Origin of the sequence: Stappia sp. (genome assembly GCF_048268045.1) — a bacterium.
Classification (GTDB): domain Bacteria; phylum Pseudomonadota; class Alphaproteobacteria; order Rhizobiales; family Stappiaceae; genus Stappia.
Genome location: NZ_JBLWWG010000010.1, coordinates 132113 through 157568, shown reverse-complemented (window position 1 = coordinate 157568; position 25456 = coordinate 132113). Strand labels below are relative to the sequence as shown.

The 25456-nt window shown below is 64.7% G+C and carries 21 protein-coding genes, 1 pseudogene and 1 riboswitch; of the genes and pseudogenes, 8 read left to right on the top strand and 14 right to left on the bottom strand.

The window, feature by feature from the left end; translation table 11 throughout:
* Positions 1-160 precede the first annotated feature (160 nt).
* Positions 161-400, top strand: a complete 240-nt coding sequence (locus tag ACN0WF_RS16310) for an integrase core domain-containing protein (protein WP_417773836.1) — start codon at positions 161-163, stop codon at positions 398-400.
* A 10-nt stretch (positions 401-410) separates the two neighbouring features.
* Here ACN0WF_RS16310 and ACN0WF_RS16305 read toward each other — a convergent pair whose 3' ends face one another.
* The 4 genes and pseudogenes from ACN0WF_RS16305 to ACN0WF_RS16290 form a co-directional block, all read right to left on the bottom strand.
* Positions 411-836, bottom strand: a complete 426-nt coding sequence (locus tag ACN0WF_RS16305) for a pseudoazurin (protein WP_417773835.1) — start codon at positions 834-836, stop codon at positions 411-413.
* Positions 837-849: 13 nt separating this feature from the next.
* Positions 850-1551 (bottom strand): annotated as a pseudogene (locus ACN0WF_RS16300) (ABC transporter ATP-binding protein); the annotation flags it as partial.
* Positions 1552-1610: 59 nt separating this feature from the next.
* Positions 1611-2675, bottom strand: a complete 1065-nt coding sequence (locus ACN0WF_RS16295) for a FecCD family ABC transporter permease (RefSeq protein WP_417773834.1) — start codon at positions 2673-2675, stop codon at positions 1611-1613.
* Positions 2672-3691 (bottom strand): ABC transporter substrate-binding protein, encoded by a 1020-nt coding sequence (locus ACN0WF_RS16290; RefSeq protein WP_417773833.1) that lies wholly within the window; start codon positions 3689-3691, stop codon positions 2672-2674. The genes ACN0WF_RS16295 and ACN0WF_RS16290 overlap by 4 nt, the downstream gene beginning before the upstream one ends.
* 136 nt (positions 3692-3827) lie before the next feature.
* A riboswitch (cobalamin riboswitch) is annotated at positions 3828-4024 on the bottom strand.
* Between the two features lie 233 nt (positions 4025-4257).
* On the opposite strand from ACN0WF_RS16290, the gene ACN0WF_RS16285 reads away from it, so the two are divergent.
* Positions 4258-5436 carry a GGDEF domain-containing protein gene (locus ACN0WF_RS16285; protein ID WP_417773832.1) on the top strand — a complete coding sequence of 393 codons (1179 nt, stop codon included), beginning with the start codon at positions 4258-4260 and terminating at the stop codon, positions 5434-5436.
* A gap of 210 nt (positions 5437-5646) precedes the next feature.
* Here the strand turns inward: ACN0WF_RS16285 and ACN0WF_RS16280 are convergent, their stop codons facing one another.
* From ACN0WF_RS16280 to ACN0WF_RS16235, 10 genes are all read right to left on the bottom strand, one after another.
* The gene (locus ACN0WF_RS16280; protein ID WP_417773831.1) at positions 5647-7221 is read right to left on the bottom strand and encodes an ABC transporter substrate-binding protein; all 1575 of its coding nucleotides are present in this window, start codon (positions 7219-7221) and stop codon (positions 5647-5649) included.
* A gap of 41 nt (positions 7222-7262) precedes the next feature.
* The gene (locus ACN0WF_RS16275; protein WP_417773830.1) at positions 7263-8351 is read right to left on the bottom strand and encodes a DUF917 domain-containing protein; all 1089 of its coding nucleotides are present in this window, start codon (positions 8349-8351) and stop codon (positions 7263-7265) included.
* On the bottom strand, positions 8348-9466 hold the full coding sequence (locus tag ACN0WF_RS16270) for a DUF917 domain-containing protein (protein WP_417773829.1): 1119 nt from the start codon (positions 9464-9466) through the stop codon (positions 8348-8350). The genes ACN0WF_RS16275 and ACN0WF_RS16270 overlap by 4 nt, the downstream gene beginning before the upstream one ends.
* Positions 9459-11021: a hydantoinase/oxoprolinase N-terminal domain-containing protein gene (locus ACN0WF_RS16265; protein WP_417773828.1), complete on the bottom strand. Its 1563-nt coding sequence runs from the start codon at positions 11019-11021 to the stop codon at positions 9459-9461. The genes ACN0WF_RS16270 and ACN0WF_RS16265 overlap by 8 nt, the downstream gene beginning before the upstream one ends.
* Positions 11022-11052: 31 nt before the next feature.
* Complete coding sequence (nikE, locus tag ACN0WF_RS16260; RefSeq protein ID WP_417773827.1) at positions 11053-12729, bottom strand: nickel ABC transporter ATP-binding protein NikE; 1677 nt, start codon at positions 12727-12729, stop codon at positions 11053-11055.
* A 3-nt stretch (positions 12730-12732) separates the two neighbouring features.
* On the bottom strand, positions 12733-13605 hold the full coding sequence (locus ACN0WF_RS16255) for an ABC transporter permease (protein ID WP_417773826.1): 873 nt from the start codon (positions 13603-13605) through the stop codon (positions 12733-12735).
* Entirely contained in the window at positions 13605-14633 is a 1029-nt protein-coding gene (locus tag ACN0WF_RS16250) for an ABC transporter permease (RefSeq protein ID WP_417773825.1), read from the bottom strand. Before ACN0WF_RS16250 ends, ACN0WF_RS16255 begins: the two co-directional genes overlap by 1 nt.
* A gap of 234 nt (positions 14634-14867) precedes the next feature.
* Positions 14868-16760, bottom strand: a complete 1893-nt coding sequence (locus ACN0WF_RS16245; protein WP_417773824.1) for a response regulator transcription factor — start codon at positions 16758-16760, stop codon at positions 14868-14870.
* Positions 16761-16898: 138 nt separating this feature from the next.
* Entirely contained in the window at positions 16899-18020 is a 1122-nt protein-coding gene (locus ACN0WF_RS16240; protein WP_417773823.1) for a tripartite tricarboxylate transporter substrate-binding protein, read from the bottom strand.
* Positions 18021-18140: 120 nt separating this feature from the next.
* Complete coding sequence (locus ACN0WF_RS16235) at positions 18141-18920, bottom strand: IclR family transcriptional regulator (protein ID WP_417773822.1); 780 nt, start codon at positions 18918-18920, stop codon at positions 18141-18143.
* Positions 18921-19074: 154 nt separating this feature from the next.
* Between ACN0WF_RS16235 and ACN0WF_RS16230 the strand changes: the two genes are divergently transcribed.
* From ACN0WF_RS16230 to menC, 6 genes are all read left to right on the top strand, one after another.
* On the top strand, positions 19075-20613 hold the full coding sequence (locus tag ACN0WF_RS16230) for an ABC transporter substrate-binding protein (RefSeq protein ID WP_417773821.1): 1539 nt from the start codon (positions 19075-19077) through the stop codon (positions 20611-20613).
* A 106-nt stretch (positions 20614-20719) separates the two neighbouring features.
* Positions 20720-21637 (top strand): ABC transporter permease, encoded by a 918-nt coding sequence (locus tag ACN0WF_RS16225; RefSeq protein ID WP_417773820.1) that lies wholly within the window; start codon positions 20720-20722, stop codon positions 21635-21637.
* 3 nt (positions 21638-21640) lie between these two features.
* The gene (locus ACN0WF_RS16220; RefSeq protein WP_417773819.1) at positions 21641-22525 is read left to right on the top strand and encodes an ABC transporter permease; all 885 of its coding nucleotides are present in this window, start codon (positions 21641-21643) and stop codon (positions 22523-22525) included.
* A complete protein-coding gene (locus tag ACN0WF_RS16215; RefSeq protein ID WP_417773818.1) occupies positions 22522-23397 on the top strand; it encodes an ABC transporter ATP-binding protein in 876 nt (291 codons plus the stop codon). The genes ACN0WF_RS16220 and ACN0WF_RS16215 overlap by 4 nt, the downstream gene beginning before the upstream one ends.
* Complete coding sequence (locus tag ACN0WF_RS16210; protein ID WP_417773817.1) at positions 23394-24194, top strand: ATP-binding cassette domain-containing protein; 801 nt, start codon at positions 23394-23396, stop codon at positions 24192-24194. The genes ACN0WF_RS16215 and ACN0WF_RS16210 overlap by 4 nt, the downstream gene beginning before the upstream one ends.
* A 54-nt stretch (positions 24195-24248) precedes the next feature.
* Positions 24249-25382, top strand: a complete 1134-nt coding sequence (menC, locus tag ACN0WF_RS16205; protein WP_417773816.1) for an o-succinylbenzoate synthase — start codon at positions 24249-24251, stop codon at positions 25380-25382.
* Positions 25383-25456: the final 74 nt, after the last annotated feature.

Sequence of the window (25456 nt, the reverse complement as noted above, 5' to 3'; positions counted from 1 at the left end):
TGACAGGGTTGATCGCTGGGTTACCTAAGGTGTTGTCGCTGTTGCACTATCGGTGTTCTCAGGGGCGGCTTGAAAATCCGCGTGTCGCTGGTTCGATTCCGGCCCTGGGCACCACTTATCTTCTTTAAATCGCTAGATATTTTGTCGGGTGGCATGTTGAATGCCTCGCGATCTGATGCTGTTTTCAGCTCGCATTGAAAGTGTGTGTTTGCCGGGCGTTCAACTGCAAGCTCCGGGCGAAATGTCTGAATGCCCACCGGTCCCGAGTCTTGCCGACGCTCGCGGAAAGCTGGAGGGTTGGCGTCGGCACTACAACGAGGACCGGCCCCACGGCGCGATCAGATACATCGTCCTGATCGCCATGCATTTTCCCGATGACGCTGCCGGCCGGTCGTCGTGATGAGCGAGGCTCACTTGCCGCTGGTGGCGAGGATTGCCTCGAACCTTGTTCTGGCGCGGCGCGGCAGGTCCTGCGGGATATCTTGCGCCCGCGCCTCGACGTCGCCGACTGTGATCAGCATGACCATGCCCATCGCGTAGTGCGGCGAGCACTTGATGCCGTAGATCCCCGGCGCGTCGAGGCGGATGGTGATTTCCTCGTCGATCTTGCCGATGAACGGCTTGGCGCCAGCCGGCAGCATCTCGGGGATAGAGGCCGCGTTGTGGCCGCGCTGCGCAGCGATGAAGCGGACGCTGTCGCCGGGGGCGAGCGCGAGCATGGCCGGTTCGTAGACCATCGGACCGCTCGCGCCGCGGCTCAGCATGCGCACCTCGTAGGTTTCCGCCGAAGCGGTGGAGACACTCATGATCATGGCGAGAGCCAGAAGAAATCTCATCGGGACACCTGTTTCAGATTGCCTTGCGAAACCGCATCAAGGGAGGGGAACCTGGCTCTGGCGACAGGAAGGTCGCCTCGACCCCGAAGACCTCGCGCAGCCGGCCCTCGGTCAGGACCTCGGCGGGAGAGGCGCAGGCGATCAGGCGACCCCGGTCCATCATCGCAAGCCGGTCGCAGGCCATTGCCTGATTGAGGTCGTGCAGCGCGATGGCGACCGTGACGGGAAGGCCGCGCACCAGTTCGAGGATCGAGAGCTGGTGGCGGATGTCCAGATGGTTGGTCGGCTCGTCCAGCAGCAGGATCCGGGGTTCCTGCGCCAGCGCGCGCGCAATGTGGACCCGCTGCCTTTCTCCGCCCGAGAGCGTGTGCCAGAGACGGTCGGCAAATGCGCTCATCTCGACCGCTTCGAGAGCGTCGGCGACCCTGGCGTCGTCCTGCCGGCTCCAGGGCCGCAGCGCGGAGAGGAAGGGGGTGCGGCCCAGTTCGACGGCATCGCGCACGGTGATGCGGTCGGTTGTCTCCGCCTGCTGTTCGACCAGCGCCAGCCTTTGCGCGAGATCGCGCGGCTTGATCCGCCGAACCGGCGCGCCATCCAGCGTGACCTGCCCTGCATTCGGCGCGCGCAGCCCGGCGAGGCAGCGCAGCAAGGTGGATTTTCCCGATCCGTTCGGACCGATCAGGCCGAGGCATTCGCCCGGGCGGACGGTCAGCGAAACATCGTGCAGGATGCCGGTCCCGTGGACCGACACACAGACATTCCTGGCGGAAAGGATCATTGTCGACGGCTCCCGCGAACCAGGATGACCGCGAAGGCGGGAGCGCCGACGAGCGCGGTGATGACGCCGATGGGCAGCACCTGGCCCGGCACGAGGATGCGCGAAAGAACATCGGCGGCGATCAGGAAAACCGCGCCTGCCAGTGCCGAGGCAGGTATCAGGCGGTGGTGTCGCGTGCCGGCCAGGAACCGCATGGCGTGGGGAATGACAAGTCCGACGAAGCCGATGGCTCCGACCTTGGACACCATGACGCCGGTCATCAGCGCGGTGACGCAAATCAGGATGCCGCGCACCGGGCGCACGGCGATGCCGAGCGAGGCCGCGCTGTCGGCGCCAAAGGTGAAGGCATCGAGCGCGCGCCGATGCCAAAGGCAGACGACAAGCCCGAAGAGCGCGGCGGCCACGGCCATGCCGACATCCTCCCAGCGGATGCCGGACAGATTTCCCATGAGCCAGAACATGATGCCGCGGGCCTGTTCGGCATTCGCGGATTTGGCGATGATGAAGGCGGTGAGTGCATTGAAGAGCTGAGAGCCGGCGATGCCCGCCAGAATGATCGCGGCGGCGGCCTGGGTTGCGCGGCCGCCACCGGAGCCTCCGGAGGAGAAATGAGCCAGAAAGACCACCAGTCCGAATGCGGCGAGCGCCCCGATCAGCGCGCCGCCCGACAGGCTCACCGCACCGGCGCCGAAGCCGGCGACCGAGACAAGGACGGCACCGGTCGAGGCTCCGGCGGAAAGCCCCATCAGGTAGGGTTCCGCCAGCGGATTGCGCAACAGCGCCTGAAGCACGACGCCGGTCAGGGCCAGTCCGGCACCACAGGCGGCGGCGACGATGGCCCGGCTCAGGCGATAGCTCCAGATGATGCCCTCGTCGATGCGATCGACAGGGTAACCCGCATCCCACAACCGGTTTGCCAGACTTTGCAGGACGGTTGAAAAAGGGATGTTGGTCTCGCCAATCGCCGTGCCGAGCAGGATCGCCGTCAGCAGCACCGGCGGCGTCAGCCAGAGCCAGGGAAGGCTCCGGCGACGATAGAGAGGCAGGGCGGCCTCGCTCATTCGGCGAAGCTCTGGTCCGCAAGAGCCCTGGACAGGGCATCCAGCCCGTGGATGGTGCGCAGCGTGGCGCTCATCGCATGGGCATCCATCCGGATGATGCGGCCCTTGCGCACGGCCGTCATCTGGCTGGCGACCGGGTCGTTGCGCAGGAACTCGAGCTTCTTCTCGATGTCGTCGGCGGGAAAGCGACGGCGATCCATGTAGGCAATGACGATCACGTCCGGGTCGGACTTGGCAATGCTCTCCCAACCCACTGTCGGCCATTCCTCATCCGACTCGATGACGTTGCGGATCCCGAGCTTGGACATCATGTAGCCTGGTGCCCCCAGCCGCCCGGCGACATAGGGATCGATTTCCAGATCGGCGGACGAAAACCAGAAGACGGCGGACAGGTCGTCGGGCAGGTCGAGCGCGCCGGCGCGTGCAATCGCCTCGGCTTCTCGGGCCTTCAGGTCGGAAACGAGGGTTTCTCCCGCTTCCTGAACATCGAAAATCGCCGCCAGCTCGCGGATGCCCTTGTAGACCGAGGCGGTCGAGAAGGCTCCGACCCGCGTTCCGTCGCCGCCGGTCGAATTGTCCTTGGTGTCGCAATCCGCGGGAAGGATGTATGTCGGAATGCCCAGGTCGTGGAACATTTCGCGCGTACCGACAATGCCAGCCTCGCCGACGTGCCATTCGTATTGCGCGGCGACGAGGCCGGGCTTCTTCGCGACCACGGTTTCGAAGCTGGGATCATTGTCCGCCAGCCGCTCGATCCGCGCGTTCGCCTCCGCGAACTCCGGCAGCACCGGGTTGAACCACACCGCGGTTCCCGTGACCTTGGGCGCAAGCCCCAGGGAATAGAGGATCTCCGTTGCCGACTGGCCAAGGGTCACCGCACTTGCGGGAGCCGCATCGAAAGTGATCTCCAGGCGGCAGTTGGTCAGCGTCAGCGGATAGAGGGTTGCCTCGGCCTTGGCCGGCGAAACGATTGCAAGGGCAGCGACTGCGCCGAGGGCGCGGAGAATGTGGCTCATCTGGTCTTTCCCGTCAGACGGAACGGGCGGCGCAAGACCAGGGTTCGGATCCCCACGGCATCCGAACGGGGACGAAACCTGTCCCGATTGTCCAAGAAACCATGTCGTGTCCTTTCCCCGAGGCACCCCGCCCGGTCGTGTTGAAACCCGTGTCGGCAGGTCTCCTGACTGACGGATCGACGCTTTCCCCGCCTTCCCGGACCTTCTGGCCCAGTGGCATATCTGGAGAGAGCTCACCGCCTACAGTTGCGGGGGCAGTTCCGGTTCCCTGTTGTCACACAGGGGCGGATTCCCTTTTCATTCTCGAAAGAAACCGACGTCGCCACTAAGACCATGACCTACGCCCCCGGTCAATCTGCTTGAGCCGACACCATCGACGGTTGCGCTGCGACACGCCGAGATTTTGGCTTGATTTTCGTAAATTTGCCTCGGTATTTGTAGTGACTTGTTCAGGGCGGCGGCTTATCAGACAGGGCAGTTGGGCATGCATGGGGGGCAAGCCATGACAAGCGGCGTCGGGCGAGATCGCCCGGATGCGGCAAGGGCCTGACAGTTAAAGAGCCTTCATGACTCTCGATTTCACGACGCTCTATGTCGTCATCCTGCTGAATTCAATCGGCATCGCCGTCGTATGGGCCGGTGTCGCCATTTCCTATCCGAAACTCGTGGCGGCGCGGTTCTGGTTGGCGGCGCTGGTCTGTACGAGCTTTGGCGGGATCATGCTGTTCATCGAGGCCGCCGAGAGTGCACGTTTCTGGACATTCCTCGGCATTGTCGCCATCGGCCTGGGCTATAGCCTGATCTGGCAGGGGGTGCAGGTCTTCCTCGGGCGCTCCGCGCGGTGGCCGCTGGCCATGGCCTACATGACGGCCTGCGTGATTGCCCTGGCGCTAGCAGGCGACACCAGGGCGGGGCAGAACGCCGTCTTTTCCGCGATCCAGATACCTCCGATGATCTTCAGCGCACTGGCGCTCAAGTCGGATGAGAGCCTCGGGCTGGGGACCAGGGTGGCGCTTGTCGCCGCCGGCATCGCGCTCTGCGGGCAGTCGGTCGAGGTGATTTCCAATCTGATGCGCGTCGCAGGCTCGCTTTCCGACGAAGAGTATTTCTCCTTTGCGGCCTGGCTGCTCATGGCGACGATCATCGGCACCAGCACGCTCAACTTCGGCTTCCTGCTGATGGCCATCGATCGGCTCAATTCCGAGCTGGTGGCCCTCGCGACGCGCGATGATCTCACGGGACTTCTCAATCGTCGCGGCATGCGCGATCGCACCGCGTTGATCGCCAAGCGGGCGAAGCGCCAGGGGGAGAAGGTTTGCGTGGTGATGATCGACCTCGACGGCCTCAAGGTGATCAACGACACCTACGGTCACGGCGCGGGTGATGCCTGCCTCGTTCATGTTGCCAGCCTTGCGAAGGGCATGCTGCGGCCGGCGGATGTGCTGGCGAGGCTGGGGGGAGACGAGTTCGCCGTGCTGCTGCCGGTCCGTGAGGTTGACGATGCGGAAGGTTTTGCCGAGGCGCTTGCGCGGCTCGTGTCATCGACACCTGTCATTCACACCGGCGTTGTCATCGAGACGTCCGTCAGCGTCGGCCTCAGCGTCTGGGATCCGGCAAGCGGCAAGCAGCTTTCGGACCACCTGCAGGATGCGGACGCGGCTCTCTACGAGACCAAGCGGAGCGGCCGGAACGGCTATTCCGTCTATGATCCGCTTCGCGACGCTTCGGTGCCCACAGCGACCTGAGAAAGACGGATGGCGGCGGGAGCTGCCGACCGAAGCCCCCTCACCGAAGCGCCCCAGAGATGCCTGTCTGCCGTTGCCCCGGCGGGACGTCGGCGGATGCGCGGCAAGGCACAAAAAAGACCCGCCGCGACTTAGCGCGACGGGTCCGAGTTGGCCGGGCAGAACCGGCTCGATCATCCCTGGGGGAGAGGGATTCCTGAAACGGCTGGATTACTTGGCTTCGCAATCCCACCACATGTGGGCGAAGTCGTAGTCCCAGCTCTGCATCGGCACCTGGTAGTAGCCCTTGAGGCAACTGTTGGCGGCGATGCGCTTGTTCTGGGCAAGCAGGAACACGTCGGACTGACGCTCCTGAAGCCGGACCTGAAGATCCTTGTAGATCTCGTTGCGCGGACCGGTTTCGACCGTCTCGCGAGCCTTGTCGATGAGGGCGTCGATCTGCGGATCGTCGACCCAGCTCATCGAGGACCAGGTGCCCTTGGCCTTTGAGTGATACTGGACGAAGAAGACCGAGTCCGGAGACGGATACGTCGGACCGTAGAAGACCTGCGTCACGTTCGGCGTCGTCTCCGGCGAGGAGGCAAGTTCGGTGATCCGGTTCCACGGCTCGGGTCGAAGATCCACGTCGAAGCCGATGGAATCGAGCGTAGCCTTGAACAGCAGGCCGATCTCTTCCTCGAATGCGGTCTTGGCGACATAGACGTGGGAGAGCTTGACCGGGCCGCCATCGGCGTATTTCGACTTTTTCAACTCCTCGGCCGCCCTCTCGAGATTGAACTCGGGCGCGGGAAGGTCGTTGTCGTAGGCGTCGGCGAAGGCCGGAGCGAGCGGGCCCTTGAGTTCGCTGCCCGGATAGATGACCTCGCGGATCGTCGCATAGTCCATCGCGTAGGCGATGGCGCGACGGATGTGCACGTCATCCGTGGGAGGACGCTGGTTGTTGAGTTTCAGGTAGAAGCCGGTCGCCGTGTCGACGGACAGCACGTGGTAGTCGTCGAGCTTGTCGATCGCCTCATAGGTCTCGCTGCCCTGGTACTGGGAGGACATGCCGAGTTCGCCGCGGGTCGCAAGCGCCTTCACGGTCGCTTCGTCGCGAGTGACGATGAAACGCAGTTCATCGATCGGCCGCCCCTTTGTCCAGCCGCTGTGGTAGCCGTCGTAGCGCGACAGCGTCATGCCGGAGCCGCGCGTCCAGTTGTCGAGCTTGTAGGGGCCGGCGCCGGAGGGCTTGTCGGCGAGGAAGGTCTCGCCCCATTCGCCGTCGTTCTGCTCCTTCACCAGATCGGAGTTGACCACGAGGATCAGCGGCGTCGAGGCGATGAAGGGAGAGTGGACGCGGTTCAGCGTGATTTCGACGGTGCGTTCGTCGACGGCCTTGACGTTTTCGGGCTTGATCAGCTCGGCGAAGAGATAGGCGGGTCCCTCGTTGAGGGCGATGAGGCGCTGCAACGACCAGACCACATCCTTGGCTTCGACCGGCGAACCGTCCTGGAAGGTCGCGCCGTCCTTGAGCTTGAACGTGTAGGTCTTGCTGTCGTCCGAGATTTCCCAGCTTTCTGCCAGCTGCGGCACGATCTTTCCGTCGCCGTCAACGGTGGTCAGGGCGTCGTAAAGGTTCACGATCGCCATGTATTCCGTGTAGTCGTTGACCTTGGCCGGGTCGACCGTGCCGAAGATCTGCACGGTGTTGACGGTAAGCGAGACCTTGTCCTGGGCGATGGCCGGGGTGGCGGCGAGTGTGGTGGCGGCAAGCAGTGCGATGCCGGTGCTCTTGAGGCAATTCATCACGGAGTCCTCTGCTGGTAGCAATTCGACGGCTGTCCTTCTCAGCGGGACAGCTCCTTGATGGGCACATAATCGTGCGGGTAACCGAAGTAGCCTGGGCCGACGAGATCGAGGCCGGCGGGCGTCGACCATTGCGGGTCGCACGCGAGCCCGATCATGGTCACGGCAAGGCCGAAGCGGAGCTGCTCGGTGGTCACCGGCAAGCCGCCGTCCGCGTCGACGCCGCAGATCAGGTCCGGGGTCACGGCAAGAAGGCGGTCCTGGTCGTCGGAGGCGATCAGGTACTCGTTCTGGAAGTTGACCGTGAAGGTGCGGCCCTCGTCCTCGTCCATGCCCTTGAAGATCGCCTTGCCGCGTGCAAAGCCGCCCTCGGTGCGCCGCTCGATGTCGACGACGCGTCCGGTGAAGAGCTTCCGGCCGTCGAGCCGACGGATCAGCGCCTCGGCCGGATTGCGGTTCGCCCTGCGTTCCGAGGCGATGGTTTCGCCGATTTCCTTGATGAGCGACATCGTGTTGCGCAGGATGCCGCGCTTCATTTCAGCGCCGGTCATCGGGTAGAGCGCGACCAGCGCGGCACCGCCCATCTCCACCGTCTGGCAACGGGCGAGCCGCTCGGTCCATCGGTTGGAGATCGCCTTGAGCACCGAGCTGTTGCCCTTGTCGTCGGCCAGCACCATCGGTGTGGCTTTGATGTCGTGCATGGTGAAGCTCACCATCTGCAACTCGGGGAAGGCGCGGCCCATGCCGTCGCCGTCGACGAGCGGCAGCCCGGTCGCGGCGGCGACCGCATAGGGAATGGTGGAGTTGAGCCCGCCGGCCTCGATGCATACCAGCGCGTCGGCCTTGCGGCCGAGGTAGGCCTCGAGCTGCTCCAGCGCCTCATGCGCCTCGCGGCCGTTCGGCAGTTTCTCCAGCATCACAGTCGGAGCGCCCATCATGCACACCGGGACGCAGAGTGCGTCGTCGGCGACCGCGTCGGGCGGGATCACGGTGACGGGCCCGTGCGCGGCGATTGCCGCCTGCGCCATCAGTTTGCCGATGTAGGGATCGCCGCCACCACCGGTGGCCAGGAAGGCCCCGCCGAGCGCGATCGCCTCCATGTCCGTGGATGAGACGGAGAAGGAGCTCATGACGCGCTTCCCTTGCCGCTGGCCCGCATCGGGCGCCAGGTGAGGTCGGTGAAGCCGAACCCTGTCGGGCCGACCACCTCGAGCGCTTCCGGCGAGCGCAGAAGCGGATGCGAGGGCAGGGCGAGCACGGCGACGCGCTGGCCGTAGCGCAGCATCTCGGTCGTGATCGCCTCGCCGGTATCGATGTCGAGGATGACGATCAGGTCGGGGACGATCACCTCGACTTCGCCGTTGCGCGAGAAGACGAGGTTCTCGTTCTGGATCAGCACCGAGGCGGTGTCGTTCTCGTAGCTGTCGAAGCCCGAGAGGATGGCTTCGCCGGTGACGAAGCCTCCGCGCAGGTGGCGCTTCAGGTCATTGATCTTGCCGCGGAAGACGACCGTTCCGTCCTCGCTGTCGCACACGGCGCGGATCGGATCGGTGTTGCTGCGCCGTGCCTCCAGAACCGCGTTCCCGAGCGAGATCGCCTTGGTGTAGGAGTCCGGGATCGAATACTGCTTGACGAAAGCGCCGGTCATCGGCGCGCTTGCCAGCACCGAAGAGCCGCCCTGGGCCACGACACAGGCGCGTGCCATGCGTTCATGCCACTTTTCCGAAACCGCGTGGTCGAAGATCACCACGTTGCCGTGCAGGTCGCACATCACCGATGGCGTCGAGCGGTGGCCGTAGATCGAATAGGTGGTCATCTGCATCTCGGGGAAGGCGCGGCCCATGCCGTCGCCGTCCACCACCGGCAGGCCGGCCATCGCCGCCACGATCAGCGGCTCCATGGAATTCTGTCCGCCGATCTCCTCGCAGGCGATGGCGTCGACGCGGATGCCGAGGCGCTCCTCGAGAGCCCGCACGCAGCGAAGGCCCTCGCGCCCCTCCTTGATGCGTTCGAAGGAAACGAGCGGCGCGCCGATGCCACCAAGCGACACCACCTTGGCGTCGTCGGGCAGCTCCGCGAGCGGCAGAACCTTGAGGTCGAGACCCTCGCGCAGGGCCTGGCGCGCGCGCAGCTTGCCGATGTACGGATTGCCGCCGCCGCCGGTACCGAGGATGCCGGAGCCGATCTCCAGAGCATCCACCATGGCCTCGTCGAGGGCCCAGGTCTTGGAGGTCACGTCAAGCATTGATGCCTCCCATCTCGCCCACGACCTTGACGTGGATGCGCGTGGCGTTGCCCGGCAGATAGGCGAGCGGCACGTCCTCGCGCTCGATGGTCTCGATAGTCTCGGCGACCGCGCCGGCGGCGATTGCCTTGGCGCGCGCCTCGTCCTCGGCCTGCTTCAGGCAGGTCTCGCGTGTCAGGCCGTTCTCCAGGGCGAAGATCCGGTCGACCTCGCCGCTGATCTGCGCGATGGCCGCGCCGACCGCGTTGGCGACGGCGAAGTTCTCCGGACGGATGACCTCCAGATCGCCGAGACGGTCCGGCATCAGGATCGAGCCGCCGCCGACGGCGATCACCGGGATCGGATCGGGGGAGATGCGGCTGCGCTCGACGCCACGCTCGAGGATGGCGGTCATTTCGGCACGCGCTTTTGCCAGCACCTGCGGATCGATCGTCTTGACCGCATCGGGGGTGCTGCCGACATGCGCCTCGCCAAGGGCAACGACGATGTCGGTCGCCGTCATCGTGCTTCCACCGAAGACCATGGCTTCCTTCGAGATGCGATAGCCGACGGACTGTGGGCCGACGGTGACGGAGCCATCCTTTGCCTCGCGCACGAGCGAGCCGCCGCCGAGGCCGATGGAGAACACGTCGGGCATGCGGAAGTTGGTGCGCACGCCGCCGATGTCGACGACGGTCGCGGCCTGGCGCGGGAAGCCGTGCTGCAGCGCGCCGATGTCCGTGGTGGTGCCGCCGATGTCGACGACGATGCCGTCACGCACGCCTGTGAGGAACGCCGCGCCGCGCATCGAGTTCGTCGGACCGGAGGCAAACGTCAGCACCGGGAACTTCTTCACCGTCTCGGCGGCCATCAGCGTGCCGTCGTTCTGGGTGATGAAGAACGGGCAGTCGAGGCCGGCGGAGGCAAGCGCGTGACCGAAGGCGTCGACCGTCCGGTCGCTGAGCGCCAGCAGGCTCGCGTTCATGATCGCGGCGCTTTCGCGCTCCAGCAGACCGATGCGGCCGATGTCGCTCGACAGCACGACCTGAAGGTCCGGGCAGTTGCGAAGAAGGCGCTCGCGGGCGACCTCCTCCATGTTGCGGTTGATGGGGCTGAAGACGGAACTGATGGACGCCGCGACGATCTTCTTTGCCTTGATGTCGTCTGCGATGCGGTCGATTTCGTCCAGGTCGAGCGGCGCGATCTCGCGGCCGTCGAATTCGTAACCGCCGCGCACCATGTAGCCGTGTCCGCCCGCGGCTTCGCGCAGGTCGTCCGGCCAGTCCACCATGGGCGGCAGGCAGGCGGTCGCCGGCAGACCCAGGCGGATCGCCGCGACAGGGTTGATGTGCTTGCGCTCGATCACGGCATTGGTGAAATGCGTCGTGCCGATCATCACGTTGCCGATCCGGGCGCGGTCGACGCCGGCCTTCTGGATCACAGCCTCCAGCGCTTCCAGCACGCCACCGGTGACGTCTTCCGTCGTCGATGCCTTGACGCCGGCAAGGACGTTGCGCCCCTGCATGATGACCGCGTCGGTGTTGGTGCCACCGACATCAATTCCAAGACGATACATCGGTCTCTCTTTCCGTTGCGTAGCTGATGGCTCAGGCGACCGCGTCGACGAGGTAGCGCTGGCGCTCCTCGAGGCTGACGCGGGGCTTTTGCCGTTCTTCTTCCTCGGTCATCACCGGAACGGCGGCGATGAGCGCGCGGGTATAGGGATGCTGGGGATCTGCGAAGACGTCGCGCGGCTCGCCGCTCTCGACGATTTCGCCCTTCAGCATGATGGCGATGCGGCTGCAGAAATTGCGCATCAGCGAAAGGTCGTGGGAGATGAAGAGGAACGTCAGGCCCAGTTCGTCGCGCAACCGCGTCAACAGGGCGATGACGTTCTTCTGGACAGACACGTCGAGCGCCGATGTCGGCTCGTCGAGAACGACGATTTCCGGTTCTGCGGCAAGCGCGCGGGCAATCGCCACGCGCTGCTTCTGGCCGCCGGAAAGCTCGTGCGGATATTTCGCGATGAAGTTCTCGGGCAGATCGACCTGCGTGAGCAGCTCGCAAATGCGTTTCTGCGCGGCCTCGCCTCGGATGCCGGCGAAGCTCAACGGCACGGCCAGCGTCTGGCCGACGGTGCGCTTCGGGTTCAGCGAAGTGCCCGGGTTCTGGTAGACGATCTGGATGCGGTTGCGGCGTTGCGCGGCGGTGCGGGCGTCGAGCGGAGCGCCGTCCATGGAAATCGTGCCGCCGGTCGGCCGCACCAGCCCCATGATCATGCGCGCGACCGTCGTCTTGCCGGAGCCGGATTCCCCCGCAAGGCCGAAAATCTCGCCCTTGCGGACAGATATCGTGGCGTTGTTCACCGCTACATGACGCGATCCCTTGCCGAGAAGCGGCCGGCTCTCGAACACCTTGGAAACGCCGGACATCTCCACGATGGGAGCCCCGTCGGAGGCAGGCTGATCGGTGACGCTGTCGCCGTAGAGCGGCGGGATCGCCTCGACCAGTTCGCGCGTGTAAGCCTGCTGCGGCCGGTGGAACAGGTCCGTCAGCCGCCCGTGCTCGACGATCTCGCCGTGGCGCATAACGTAGATATCGTCGGCCATCTGGCGCACGACGCCGAGATTGTGGGTGATCATCAGCAGCGACAGGCCGTTGTCCGAGACCAGCCTGTTGATCAGCTTCATGATCTCGTCCTGGGTGGTCACGTCGAGCGCGGTTCCAGGTTCATCCGCGATCAGCAGGTCGGGCTGGTGAAGCAGCGACAGGGCGATCAGCACGCGCTGGCGCATTCCGCCGGAAAGTTGCGTCGGATAGGCATGGAACACCCGCTCCGGATCGGAGAGCTGCACCTTGCGCAGGACGTCGAAGATGCGCGCCTTGCGGTCTGCGAAGGACGCCCGCACGCCCATGCGCGCATCGGCGAAGCGCATCACGTCGTCGAGGTGCCGGCCGATGCGGAACACCGGATTGAAGGAGGAAAGCGGGTCCTGCATGATGATCGAGAAGGCCGTACCCTTGAGCCCTTCGCGACGCGCCGGCGGCATGGCGAGAACGTTCTCGCCCCGGTACAGGATCTCTCCGCCCTCGACGTCGGCGTTGCCCGGAAGCGTGCCGAGGATCGCCTTGCTGGTCACCGACTTGCCGGAACCTGTCTCGCCGATGAGCGAGACCCGCCCGCCCTCGGGGATGGTCAGCGCCACATCCTTGAGGATGTGCTGGCGCCGTCCATAGGTCCGGAAGGCGACGTTGAGGTCCTTGATCTCGAGGAGATTGGTCATGGCTCAGACCTCCACGTCGAACATGTCGCGCAGGCCGTCGCCCAGCAGGTTGAAACCGAGCGTGGCATAGAAGATCGCGAAGCCCGGTCCGAGCACCTCCCACCACATTTCGGGAAGGAACTGGCGGCCGTCGGCGACCATTGAGCCGAGATCCGGCGTTGGCGGCTTCACCCCGAGACCGAGGAAGGAAAGCGTCGCGCCGAAGAGGATGACGAAGGCGGCGTCGAGCGTGGTCTTGACGGAGATCACCGAGACGCAGTTCGGCAGGATCTCGCGCGTCAGGATGTGCCAGTGGCTGGCGCCAGCAAGGCGCGAGGCCTCGACAAAATCCTCTGCCGCGACCGACTTCGCGACCCGGTAGACAAGGCGTGCATGCCAGGTCCACCACAGCAGGGTGATCGCGATCATCGCGTTGACCAGGTTCGGCTCCAGTACGTTGCCGATGGCAAGCGCCATAACCAGCGGCGGGATCGCCAGCATGACGTTGGTGAAGCCGGTGATCGTCTTCTCGATCCATCCGGTGAAATAGCCGGCGAGCAGGCCAAGGGCCGTGCCGACGGGAACCGCGATGCCGAGTACGCCGACGACGAGCAGCAGCGAGACGCGGAAGCCGAAGACAACGCGGGACAGGATGTCGCGACCGACCTTGTCGGCGCCGAGCAGGTAGGTCCAGTCCGGAGACGCGTGGCGGGCGCGGAAATTCACCACCGCGCCGGCGTGATCGGGAAAGGGGGCGATCAGTGGCGCGAAGATCGCGATCAGGATGACCGAGAGCACCATGAGCGCACCGATCACCGCGGCCGGATTCCGCGAGAAGCGGTACCAGGCCATGTAGCGCGGGGAGAGGGCTTCCTGACTGTCGTTGGCAAGCGCCATCAGCGTTCCTCCTTCAGGCGCAGGCGTGGGTCGAGCATGAGCAACACGAGGTCGATCAGGATGTTGGCGACAACGAAGAAGACGCCGGAAACGAGCACCACAGCCATCACAGCGTTGAGGTCCTTCTGGAGGATCGCCTCAAGCCCGTAGGACGCGAAACCGCCCCAGGAGAAGACCATCTCAACGACGAAGGCGTTGCCGATCAGCGATGCGAACTCGAGGCCGAGGATGGTGAGCGGGGCGATTGAGGAAAGCTTCAGCAGATAGCGGAAGACGATGACCCGGTCCGGCACGCCGAAGGACTTCAGCGTCAGCACATGGTCGCGACGCTGATGCTCGATCATGGCCGAACGGGTGATCCGGGTGATCTGGCCGATGCCGGACATGGCCAGCGCCAGAGCCGGGAAGAGGAGATGGCGCAGCGCGTCGACGAAGACATCCATGCGACCGGCCAGCAGCGAATCGATCAGCAGCAAACCTGTCGGCCCGTGCGGCACGGCAAGGTTCTGGTCGATGCGCCCCAGAAGCGGCCAGTCGGAAAGAAAGTGCGCGGCGAAGAGCTGGAGCAGGATCGCGAACAGGAAGCTCGGCATCGTCACGCCAACGATGGAGAAGAAGCGGCCCGAGTTGTCGATCCACGAATTGCGGTGCCGGGCGGTGACGACACCGAGCGGTACGGCAATGGCGATCATGATGATCACCGTGACCAGGACCAGTTCCAGGGTCGCGGGAAGCAGGGAGGCGATCTCTCCGCTGACCGCCTTGCCGGAGATCAGCGATCGGCCGAGATCGCCATGCAGGCCGTTCCACAGATAGCTGGCATATTGCTCGATGATCGGTCGGTCGAGCCCCATGGAAAGCCGCATGGCATCGACCTGCTCCTGCGTGGCGCTTGGTCCCAGGGCGATGCGTGCGGGGTCGCCCGGCACGACGCGGGCGAGAATGAAGATCATCAGCGAGAGGACGAAGAGAACCCCGATGAAGCCCAGGATTCTCTTCAAAAGCAGAAGCAGATAGCTCGATCCCATCGACTGTTCGCTCGTCTCCAGAGGGTCGGCGGCGCTTGGCGCTCGCGCTTTCAACCCATCTTGAAGGGGGATGCAGGCAGCGCACAACAAGTCATACGAATAGGTTTTTTCATAATTGGTATAGGTTTTGTGCTCGCAAAAACACGCAGACCTATCCCGTTCCGACCGTGTGATCGGGAGCGTGCGGCCTGATCTCGGGACTGTTTCGGCTGTCTCGGGGCTGATGGAAGAAGGTTAGGAAACCCAGCCGAGTGCCCGGGCGGCGGCGATCGCCTCGCCGCGCCGGCGGCACCCCATCTTGCGGTAGGCATTGGACAGGTGGAATTTCACCGTCACCTCTGAAATCCTCATCTGGCGGGCCACGAACTTGTTGGTGCCGCCCTCGGCAACGAGCCTCAGCACGCGGAGTTCCTGCCGCGTCAACGGCGTGCGCTCCGCATCCCCCCCGGAAAGCCGTGCCTTCAACTGGCGAGCGGCCGTGCGCCGTTCGGAGGACGACATGACATGCGAGGCGATTCGCTTGTCGCCGATCAGGGTCTCGAACAGGCCGGCATCGCCGAGCAGATGGGCGTGGATGCCGAGCTGGGCGACCGATTCCAGAACGTTGGCGAGTTGGCGTCGCGCTGTGGAAATGTCTCGATCCAGACGGGCGAGGTATGCCGCCCAGAGCTGAAGCCGGCCGCGGTTGCGCTCGCCAACATTGTCGTTGCGCAGCAGGGCGGCAATCTGGTCACGCAGCAGCGGCCGGTTGGGCACCTGCTCGATCAGATGGCGCAGCCAGCCCATCGCCAGATCGATCTCCATCGGGTCCACGAGCCGGGTGAGCGCCTCTTCCGCGCTTTCGATCCATGTCAGGTTGATGCGCGACTGGACTGACATCATCCTGTCTGCCGCGTTCTGCCAGCGCCGCGCCCGCTGCAGAACATCGACCTCGCGCATGGTGATGGCGAGATTGAAGCGGCGCGAGCGCCATTCCTGCACACGCCATCGGTCGAGGAAGGTGAGGGCGGCGCCAAGCCCTATCTGTTCCAGCAGGAGCTGACTGCCGGCCGCAAGCGCCGGTTCGACGATGCTCGGCCAGATCTCGCCATAGGCGAACTGGTCGAACTCCTCGTTGATGAACCGCAGCAGCGCGCTTGTGTCGCCGTCCTCGAAGGCAATGATCGCCTCGATCATGGTGAGCAGGCGCCAGTCGGCTGGTGTCTCGAAGGTGACCCGCTCAAGCGCAGCGCGGGCACCCGTGAGCGCCGAGGACGCATCGCGCATGCGACCGCGCTGAAGCGCGACCAGGCTTCTGTGCAGCTCGACATAAAAGACCAGCAGATGGGCTTCCGCCATGCGGTAGTGGTGCTGCGCCCGGTTCGCCAGCTCCTCGGCGAGGGCGAGTTCATGCCGGTCGATCGCGCAGGTCAGCATCGCGTTGTAGAAGCCGCCGCGATGCAGGTGGTCGTCGACAGCGAGTTCGCCGAGCAACGCGAACAGCCGCTGACGCATCTGCTGGGATATCGGCGCGTCCTCGTAGATTGCCATGACGAAGCGGAAGACGCGCAGACTTGCGGGAAAAGCCTTGCTGAACGTACCGGTCTCCAGCGACAGAAAACCCGAGCCGAAGCGTTCGCCCATCATGTGCTGCGCGCGGCTGATATTGCCGGACTTGAGCGCGTGCATGGCCGACGCCGCGATCAGCACCTCGTTCTCGGTCACCATTTCAGGGGGGAAGCCGTTCAGGATATCGAGACAGATGTCGAGGCCGTAAAGGTGGATGAAGTAGAACCCGCCGACCTTGCGAAAGAGGGCCGCCGCCTCCTCGTACTCGCCGACGGCCTGGAAAGCGCGGATCGTCGTGAGCACGGCGGGCAAGTCACGTATCTCGACGCCCTCCGCGCTGTTGCCGTCGAAAACGGAGAGCAGAAGAGCCTTTTGCTGGGGCGAGGGGATCGTCAGCCGCCCGGTCGCTCGGTTGACCCGCACCGTGCCGGGGAGGCGGCGTGCCAGGCTGAGGGACAGCGGCTGACCGGCGTCCGGCAAGCCTGTGTCGTCGGCGCGGCAGACGCGTTCGAGCAGATCGCTCTCCGCCTCCGGCAGCAGGGCAAGCAATTCGCCGATCATTGCTGTCGCTGTCGTCATGTGCCCCCGTCGCATCCTCCGTTTCGTGCTGGCGCGACCCCGGGAGTAGTCCTCGAACGGACCTTTATCAAGACAGCGTGCCGGAGCCGTCCTTTGTCCGGGCGCGGCCTCGCCGGGACTTGACCAGCGGCCAGACGATCAGCGCCAGCGTTGCGAGCGCGAGGACGGCGGAGATCGGCTGCGTGACGATGGGTGTCCAGTCGCCCCGGCTGAGAAGCAGGGCGCGGCGGATGTTCTGCTCGGCCATCGGCCCGAGGATGAGGCCGAGGATGATCGGGGCGAGCGGCACCTCGACCTTTCGAGGACGTAGCCGACCAGTCCAGCCGTGAGCATCACCCAGAGATCAACGATCCGACCGTTGATCACATAGACGCCAACGGGCATGAGCACCAGGATCGCCGGCACGAGAAGAACGCCGCGCCGCCGTTGAACCTGCGCGAAGACGCGGGTTGCCGCCGCGCCGCCGACGAAGAAGATCGACACCGAGGTGATGAGCATCTGCACCATGAACCCGCCGACAAGGCCGGGGCTCTGGTTGAAGAGCTGCGACCTCGGCTGGAGCCCGTGGATCATCAACGCGCCAAGGACAAGGGCGGCGATCACATTGCCGGGGATGCCAAGGGTTAGGGCGGGGATCATCGAGGTGGCGTTGTTGCCGCATTCCGCCGCCGCCACGCCTTCCACGCGTCCCGTGCCGAAGCTTTCCGGATCCTTGTCGGCGACCTCGGCCAGATGGAGCACCGGCGGCAGCGCGTAGAGGCCGAGGAGAATGACAATCAGGTCGCGACCCGAAAGCAGCCACGGTTCGCCGAAGGTGTAACGCGGGATGCCGTCGTTGCCGTAGGTGTACTTCCCCGGGTTGTCCGCCAGCGCGGCAAGAAACGCGGCGCCCGTCTTGGCCGGGAAGTCAGGCTTGACGCACAGCGTGTAGACTGTCTCCGAGGTGGAGGCGACGGGGGTGAAGCTGTTCCTGTCATAGGCGACGGGCTGAACCTGCGAGACCGTCATGATCGGGCTGTTCCAGGTCGCCAGCAGCTTGTAGCCGTCCGGCTTGGCCGACATGAACCACGTCACGCCCGCCGAGCCGCCGCCACCGGCGATGTTCATGATGGCGATGGAGGCCCCCAGTTCCTTCTCGAGCAGCTTGGCGAGCTTGTGGGCGGACACGTCCGTGCCGCCGCCGGCAGGAGCCGGGACGATCATCTCGATGGCGCGGTTGGGGGGCGCGGTTGGGGTATGAGGGGCTTCTGTCCTCCGCACGCGACGCCTTCGATGATGCGGCCGCGGTCGAGCGCCTCTACGGTCTGTCCACATCGCGCAGCGCCGCCGGCTGACAAGCGCGACTTTGAACGATCAGCGGTGGCCAGTCGGCCGAGGCGGTTATTTCTGCATGAAGTTCGAGGAGATGGCGCGAGCGGTTTCGGTGATTGCCGGGACGAGTTCGGTCTCGACCCGCTCCGGCGTCCAGTCTGGCATGTAAACTGGAATGCTGATCGCGGCGATGGCCTGTCGGTTCGGCCCGATCACCGGTGCGGCGACCACGATCTCCTGCAGAAGCAATTGCTGGACTGAAATGACATAGCCGCATCGACGTGCCTTCTCCACCCGGCCGCGCACCTCGTCGGGGTTGCGGCAGGTGAAGGCGGTGACAGGATCCGGCATGCCGTTTGCGAGGAGCCGGTCCAGCACGCTGTCTTTTGAAAAGGCGGCAATGGCCTGTCCCACGGCTGTGACGACAGCCGGCTGACGCACGCCGATCAGCATGTTGTCGAAGGCGATGGCCGTGTGCGGAATGCGCGCCTTGTAGACCACCTCGCAGCCGTCGAGGATGCCGAGATTGACGGTGGTGTTGAGGCTGCGGCTGGCCTCCAGCATGCGCGGCATCGCGCGTTCGAGCAGCCTGTCGTGGATGAGATAGGCATATGCCAGGTCCAGCATCTTCAGGCCGGGCGCGTAACGACGGGTCTTTTCGTCCCTGTCGAGGTAGCCGAGCGCGTGAAGCGTGTAGGTCAGCCGCTGGGCGGCACTCTTCTCCAGCCCCGTGCGTTGCGTGATTTCGGTCAGGCTCAGCCCCTCGTGGGTTCCACGAAAGACCTGCAGAACCCGAAGTCCCTTCTCAAGGGTAGCGGATAGCACCTGTGGACGGTCGGGTTCGGACATCAGATCGATCTTCTCCAGCAAATCCTGATCTCAGCGTCTCTGTGCTCTTGACAGGAGGCAAGGCTATCAAATTAAATAGTACCCATCAATATCAAATAATGATAATCGCAAGCGAAAAGCGATGATGTTGTCTGACTGAAAAGGGGAATTGCAGATGATGATCCTGAGGAAGAATGCCGGCCTGTTGCTTGCCGGTGTGCTGATGACACTTTCCATGCCGGCGCTGGCCGGTCCGGATGACAACAGCCTGACGTGGTCCGGGGCCAAGGAGGTCGCGGCCGTCGATCCCTACTACGACACCTCCCGCGAGGCGATCGTGCTTGCCCAGCACGTCTACGACGGTCTGGTCTACTGGAACCAGGAGACCGAGACGTTCGAGCCGCTGCTCGCCAAGTCCTTCCGGCAGGTCGACCCGACCACCTGGGAATTCGAGCTGCGCGATGACGTCAAGTTCCACGACGGCAGCAGCTTTGGCCCCGAGGATGTCGTCTATACGTTCAACTTCATCACGGATCAGGCGAACGGCGTTCTCAACTACGGCGATATTCGCTGGCTGAAGGGTGCCGAGCAGACGGGCGACCATACGATCCGCCTGCATCTCAACGAGCCGTTCCCGGCGATTCTCTCCAATCTTGCACTTGTGTTGCCGATCCTGCCCGCGGGGCACTTCGACGCCGCCGAGACCGCCTCGGACGGCTCCAAGCGCTATGCCGCCGTCAAGCCGGTCGGTACCGGTCCTTATAGGGTCGCCGAGCTCAGCCAGGGCGATACGGTGGTGATGGAGGTCAATCCGGACTACTTCGCCGACAGCCCCAAGGGCACCCCGAAGATCGAGACCATCACCTACCGCACCGTATCCGACGCTTCGGCCCAGGTGGCCGAGTTGATGACGGGCGGCATCGACTGGATCTGGGGATTGAGCAACGATCAGGCGGCAGCCCTTGCCGCAGCGCCGCAGATCACCTCGGTCAACGCGCCGACCATGCGCATCAGCTACCTGACTTTCGATCTGAAGGGCACCAGCGGTACCGATGCCTTCACCAAGCTCGACGTGCGCCGCGCGGTTGCGCATGCCATCGACCGCGGCCGCATCGCCAAGTTCCTGATGGGCGAGAACAGCGAGGTCGTGAACGCTGCCTGTCATCCGGTCCAGTTCGGCTGCACCAATGACGTCATGTCCTATGACTACTCGCCGGAGAAGGCGAAGGAGCTCCTGGAAAAGGCCGGCTATTCCGGCGACATCGAGGTCAACATGGTTGGCTATCGTGACCGTGAGGTCACCGAGGCGATCATGGGCGATCTGAGCAAGGTCGGTATCAAGTCCAACCTGCGCTGGATGAAATACGCCGCCGCGCGCGAGCTCATCGTTGACGGCAAGGCCCAGGTCGCAAACATGACGTGGGGCTCGTCCTCGATCCCGGACGTGTCCGCGATCACCAGCTACTTCTTCGGCGGCGGCCCGGATGATCCCGCCAACGACGAGCAGGTTCAGGCGTCGATCCGCAAGGGCGATCTCTCGTCCGATCCGGACGAGCGTCGCGCGGCCTACAAGGAAGCGCTGCAGCGCATCGCCGAGGAGGTCTACTGGCTGCCGCTCTTCACCTACACCAAGAACTACAGCTTCAATTCGCAGCTCGATTTCGCCCCGACGGCGGATGAGCTGCCGAAGTTCTACGCCACAAGCTGGAAGTGACCGCACGGGCGGGCGGGGCGATGCCCCGCCCGCCCGACGTCCTTTGCGCGTCTCCGTTCGCCGTCCGTATGCGACGGGCGGTTGCCCCCGATATCTGGAAAGCTTCATGCTTCGCTTCACCCTGAAGAGGCTGGTCATCGCGCTGCTGGTGGCGCTGACCGTCTCCGCCTTCAGCTTCGGGCTCATGTTCGCCTCGGGCGATCCGGCGGTCGCCATCGCCGGCGAGGGCGCGACCCAGGCCGACATCGACGTTGTTCGGCAGCGCTTCGGCTTCGATCGGCCGATCCTCGTGCAATATGGCAGCTGGATGGCCAGAGCCGTTTCCGGCGATTTCGGCGACAGCTTCTATTTCAGCAAGCCTGTGGTCGATCTGCTGGCCGAGCGACTGCCGGCGACCGCGACACTTGCCGCGCTCGCGATTACGCTTGCCGTTGTCATGGCGATCCCGCTTGGAATGCTCGCGGCCGTCTTTCAAAACCGTTTTCCCGACCGTCTGGCCTTGGCCATCGGCACCATCGGGCAGGCGACGCCGAGCTTCTGGCTGGCGTTGATGTTCATCTGGTTCTTCGCGGTGAAACTCCATCTTCTGCCTGTTTCCGGGTCGAAGACGCTGGCCCACTTCGTGCTGCCGTCTGTTGTGCTCGGCTATTATGCCGTGCCCTCGATGCTGCGCCTGTGCCGTGCCGGCATGATCGAAGCGTTGCAGTCGGATTATGTGCGAACCGCCCGGGCCAAGGGGCTGCTGCCCAACCAGGTGCTCTTCGGCCATGCCATCCGCAACGCGGTGCTGCCGGTGATCAGCGTCGCGGCGGTGGAGTTCGGTTTCATTCTCGGCGGCTCGGTCGTCGTGGAAAGCGTCTTCAGCATCAAGGGCGTTGGCCTGCTTGCCTGGGAGAGCATCGCCCGCAACGACTTTCCCACGATCCAGGCGATCATCCTGCTCTACGCCATGATCTACGTGTGGCTGACCTTCCTGGCGGACATCGTGAACGCCTGGCTTGACCCGCGCATCCGAGTGAGCTGACCCATGACAGACACAGCCATCTCCCCCGGGCTCTCGCCGCGCCAGATCCTGCTGCGCCGGGCCCGTAGTCACCCCGGCCTGGTTATCGGCGGCACGATCATCGCCCTTCTTGTCTTCGTTGCGCTCGCTGCGCCTCTGCTCGCGCCCTACGATCCCAACGCTCAGGATCTGGCCAGCCGCATGGTGCCGCCGGTCTGGGCGGAGAACGGAAGCTGGGCACATGTGTTCGGCACCGACGCGCTCGGCCGCGACTATCTTTCGCGCATTCTCTACGGAGCGCGGGTTTCTCTGCTGATCGGACTGTGCGCCGCCATCGGCTCCGGGCTCATCGGCACGACGCTGGGGCTCGTGGCCGGATACTATGGCGGCAAGGTCGACGCGGTGGTGACATTCGCCATCTCGACGCGGCTGGCGTTGCCCGTGGTGCTCGTGGCGCTTGCCATCGTTTCGATCTACGGCGGCCGTCTATGGATCGTCATCGCGGTGCTGAGCCTCCTGCTCTGGGATCGTTTCGCGGTCGTCATCCGCGCGGCGACCATGCAGCTGCGCTCGCGCGAGTTCGTCACTGCCGCCCTTGCCATGGGCAGCAGCACCCCGCGCATTCTCCTTGTCGAGCTGCTGCCCAATCTGCTCGGACCTCTGCTCGTCGTTGCCTCGCTGGAGGTCGGCCACGCGATCCTGCTTGAATCGGCGTTGTCCTTCCTCGGTCTGGGCGTGCAGCCGCCAACCCCCTCTTGGGGACTGATGGTGGCGGAGAGCAAGGGCATGGTGTTCTTCGACGCAAGGCTGATCGCCCTGCCGGGTGCCGCCATCGCCATCACCGTTCTCGCAGTGAACCTGATCGGCGACGGCCTGCGCGATGTTCTCTCGCCGGAGGGCCGGGCATGAGCGGGCAGGATGCCAAGGCGGATCCGGTGCTCCGTGTCCGCAACCTCAACGTCACCATCCCGACCCACGACGGCGAGCTGCCGGCGGTGCGTGGCGTCGACATCACCGTGGAGCGCGGACGCACGCTCGGCATCGTCGGTGAAAGCGGATCGGGCAAGTCGATCACCTCGCTGGCGATCATGCGGCTGCTCAATTCCCGCATCCGCGTCGAGGCGGACGAGATGCGTCTTGCCGGGCTCGACCTTTCCGGCCTCGGGGAGCGCGAGATGGCCGATGTCCGCGGCGACCGGCTGTCGATGATCTTCCAGGAGCCGATGACGGCGCTGAACCCGGTGCTGACCGTTGGCCGACAGTTGCGCGAAACCTATCTCAGGCACCGTTCCGCCTCGCGGCGCGAGGCGGAGGAGCGCGCGGTTTCGCTGCTCGAGCGGGTCGGCATTCCGCAGGCGGCCGACCGGCTCAGGGTCTATCCGCATCAGCTTTCCGGCGGTCTGCGCCAGCGTGTCATGATCGCCATGGCGCTGATGTGCGAGCCGGAGATGATCATTGCCGACGAGCCGACCACGGCGCTCGACGTGACCGTGCAGGCGCAGATCCTGGAATTGCTCGCCGATCTCCAGAAGGAGCGGGGACTGGCCATGATCTTCATCAGCCATGACATCGGCGTTGTCTCTCACATCGCCCACGAAGTGCAGGTGATGCACGGCGGGCGCACGGTGGAGCGCGGCGAGGTGAACGAGCTCCTGTCGCATCCAACGCATCCCTACACGCGCGCGCTTCTGTCCGCGGTGCCGCGCCGCGGCATGCGGTGGGGGCGTGACACGCTTGGCGCGGTCACCTGGGACGAGAACGGCGAGGGAGCGGAATCATGAGGGAAGCCCTTATCCAGGTGCAGAACGTTTCGCGTGTCTTTCCGCTCGACAGCGGCCTGTTCGCACCGGCGCGAACCCTGAAGGCGCTCGACGACGTTTCGTTCGACCTACGACGTGGCGAAGTGCTGGCAGTGGTCGGAGAGTCCGGCAGCGGCAAGAGCACGCTGTCGCGTATCCTGCTCGGCCTCGACCGGCCGACCGAGGGGCAGGTGCTGGTCGAGGGGACACCCGTGACCCGGATACCGCGCCGGAAGCTCGCACAGAAGGTGCAGCCGGTTTTCCAGGATCCCTATTCCTCGCTGAACCCGCACATGACCGTGCGCCGCATCATCGAGGCGCCGTTGGTCATCAACCGTTCGGCCGGAGCGGCGGAGCGGCGGCAGCGGGTGAAGGATCTGCTCGACATCCTGCGCATGCCGCAACGCATGATGGACGCCTATCCGAGCCAGATGTCGGGCGGCCAGCGGCAGCGTGTCGCCATCGCCCGCGCTCTGATCTCACGGCCGGAGATTGTGATCTGCGACGAACCGACCTCGGCGCTTGACGTCTCCGTCCAGGCACAGGTGCTGAACCTGCTGATGGAACTCAAGGCGGAGTTCGATCTCACCTATCTCTTCATCTCTCACGATCTCGCCGTCGTCGAATACATCGCCGACCGGGTCGCGGTCATGCAGGGCGGCCGGCTGCTGGAATTGGCCGGCGTCGACGAGATCTTCTCCGCACCGAAGACGGACTATACGCGCCGGCTGCTCGCCTCGGCCCTGACCGTACCGAGCCTCGCCGGCCCCGCAGGCTGAACGCTCCCTTCGCTCTCCCGCCCCCTTCCGGAATACCCAGTCCTCGAGGAAACGATGACAACGACACCTTCCGCCGGCACGCGTGCGCCCCTTCGCATCGACAGCGCGTCGCTGCGCCTTGTGAACCTTCCGCTGATCACGCCCTTCACGGTCTCCAACAGCACGGCCTACGATAAGACCTTCCCGCTGCTGGTCCTTCGCAGCGGTGATCTCGAGGGCATCGCCGAGGGCGTCGTCGATCCACATCCCGACTATCTGGACGAGACCATCTCCGGGTCGCTCGGCTGCCTGCGCGACACGCTGCTGCCGCTTGTCGTCGGCAAGAGCTTCGAGAACCCGACAGCGCTGGAAGCCGTGCTGCGGCCCTGGCGCGGTCACTACATGACCAAGGCGCTGATCGAGATGGCGTTCTGGGACCTGTGGGCCAAGTCCCTCGACCTGCCGCTGAAGAGCGTCCTCGGCGGCACCGGCGACGCCGTCGATGTCGGCGTGTCACTCGGCATCGACGGCATTGCCGAGACGGTCGAAAAGGCACGCGATCACGATGCGCTTGGCTACAAGCGGGTGAAGCTGAAGATCATGCCGGGCCATGACGTCGAACTGGTCGCGGCCGTGCGCAAGGCGCTTCCGCGCGCCAAGTTGAGCGTCGACGCCAACACAGCCTATACGCTCGCCGACCTGAGGCACCTGAAGAAGCTCGACGCCTTTGGTCTCGAGTATATCGAGCAGCCGCTGGCCTACGACGATCTCAACGATCATGCCTTCCTGCAGCGTCATATCGAGACGCCGGTCTGCCTCGACGAGAGCATTCGCACCGCCGAGCAGGCGCGCAAGGCGATGGAGATGGATGCGACGCGGGTCGTCAACATCAAGGTCGGTCGCGTCGGCGGCTATCTGGAATCGCGCCGCATCCACGATCTGGCCGCGGCCTGGGGCGTGCCGGTGTGGTGTGGCGGCATGCTGGAATCCGGCATTGGCCGGGCGCACAACATCCATCTCTCGACCTTGCCGAATTTCCGCAAGCCGGGTGATACCTCAAGCTCGAGCCGCTATTTCACCAAGGATATCGTCAACGAGCCGCTGGAAGCGCGCGACGGGCGCATGCCGGTGCCGCACGGTCCCGGAATTGGCGTGACCCTCGATCATGCCTTCCTCGAGACAGTGACGTCGATGTCCGAAGAGTTCTGATCGAGCAAGGCCCCATCGCAAGCTCGACCGGCCCCGCCCGCGGTTCGCACCGCTGGCGGGGCTTTTTTGTTCGC

Excerpts from the sequence above, each read along its gene's own strand:
- ACN0WF_RS16310 (WP_417773836.1), top strand. The coding sequence starts at position 161 with ATGCCTCGCGATCTGATGCTGTTTTCAGCTCGCATTGAAAGTGTGTGT.
- ACN0WF_RS16220 (WP_417773819.1), top strand. The coding sequence starts at position 21,641 with ATGACAGACACAGCCATCTCCCCCGGGCTCTCGCCGCGCCAGATCCTG.
- ACN0WF_RS16305 (WP_417773835.1), bottom strand. The coding sequence starts at position 836 with ATGAGATTTCTTCTGGCTCTCGCCATGATCATGAGTGTCTCCACCGCT.
- ACN0WF_RS16290 (WP_417773833.1), bottom strand. The coding sequence starts at position 3,691 with ATGAGCCACATTCTCCGCGCCCTCGGCGCAGTCGCTGCCCTTGCAATC.
- ACN0WF_RS16225 (WP_417773820.1), top strand. The coding sequence starts at position 20,720 with ATGCTTCGCTTCACCCTGAAGAGGCTGGTCATCGCGCTGCTGGTGGCG.
- ACN0WF_RS16250 (WP_417773825.1), bottom strand. The coding sequence starts at position 14,633 with ATGGGATCGAGCTATCTGCTTCTGCTTTTGAAGAGAATCCTGGGCTTC.
- ACN0WF_RS16230 (WP_417773821.1), top strand. The coding sequence starts at position 19,075 with ATGATGATCCTGAGGAAGAATGCCGGCCTGTTGCTTGCCGGTGTGCTG.
- ACN0WF_RS16275 (WP_417773830.1), bottom strand. The coding sequence starts at position 8,351 with ATGAGCTCCTTCTCCGTCTCATCCACGGACATGGAGGCGATCGCGCTC.
- ACN0WF_RS16235 (WP_417773822.1), bottom strand. The coding sequence starts at position 18,920 with ATGTCCGAACCCGACCGTCCACAGGTGCTATCCGCTACCCTTGAGAAG.
- ACN0WF_RS16215 (WP_417773818.1), top strand. The coding sequence starts at position 22,522 with ATGAGCGGGCAGGATGCCAAGGCGGATCCGGTGCTCCGTGTCCGCAAC.
- menC (WP_417773816.1), top strand. The coding sequence starts at position 24,249 with ATGACAACGACACCTTCCGCCGGCACGCGTGCGCCCCTTCGCATCGAC.
- ACN0WF_RS16270 (WP_417773829.1), bottom strand. The coding sequence starts at position 9,466 with ATGCTTGACGTGACCTCCAAGACCTGGGCCCTCGACGAGGCCATGGTG.
- ACN0WF_RS16255 (WP_417773826.1), bottom strand. The coding sequence starts at position 13,605 with ATGGCGCTTGCCAACGACAGTCAGGAAGCCCTCTCCCCGCGCTACATG.
- ACN0WF_RS16295 (WP_417773834.1), bottom strand. The coding sequence starts at position 2,675 with ATGAGCGAGGCCGCCCTGCCTCTCTATCGTCGCCGGAGCCTTCCCTGG.
- ACN0WF_RS16280 (WP_417773831.1), bottom strand. The coding sequence starts at position 7,221 with ATGAATTGCCTCAAGAGCACCGGCATCGCACTGCTTGCCGCCACCACA.
- ACN0WF_RS16245 (WP_417773824.1), bottom strand. The coding sequence starts at position 16,760 with ATGACGACAGCGACAGCAATGATCGGCGAATTGCTTGCCCTGCTGCCG.
- ACN0WF_RS16210 (WP_417773817.1), top strand. The coding sequence starts at position 23,394 with ATGAGGGAAGCCCTTATCCAGGTGCAGAACGTTTCGCGTGTCTTTCCG.
- nikE (WP_417773827.1), bottom strand. The coding sequence starts at position 12,729 with ATGACCAATCTCCTCGAGATCAAGGACCTCAACGTCGCCTTCCGGACC.
- ACN0WF_RS16285 (WP_417773832.1), top strand. The coding sequence starts at position 4,258 with ATGACTCTCGATTTCACGACGCTCTATGTCGTCATCCTGCTGAATTCA.
- ACN0WF_RS16265 (WP_417773828.1), bottom strand. The coding sequence starts at position 11,021 with ATGTATCGTCTTGGAATTGATGTCGGTGGCACCAACACCGACGCGGTC.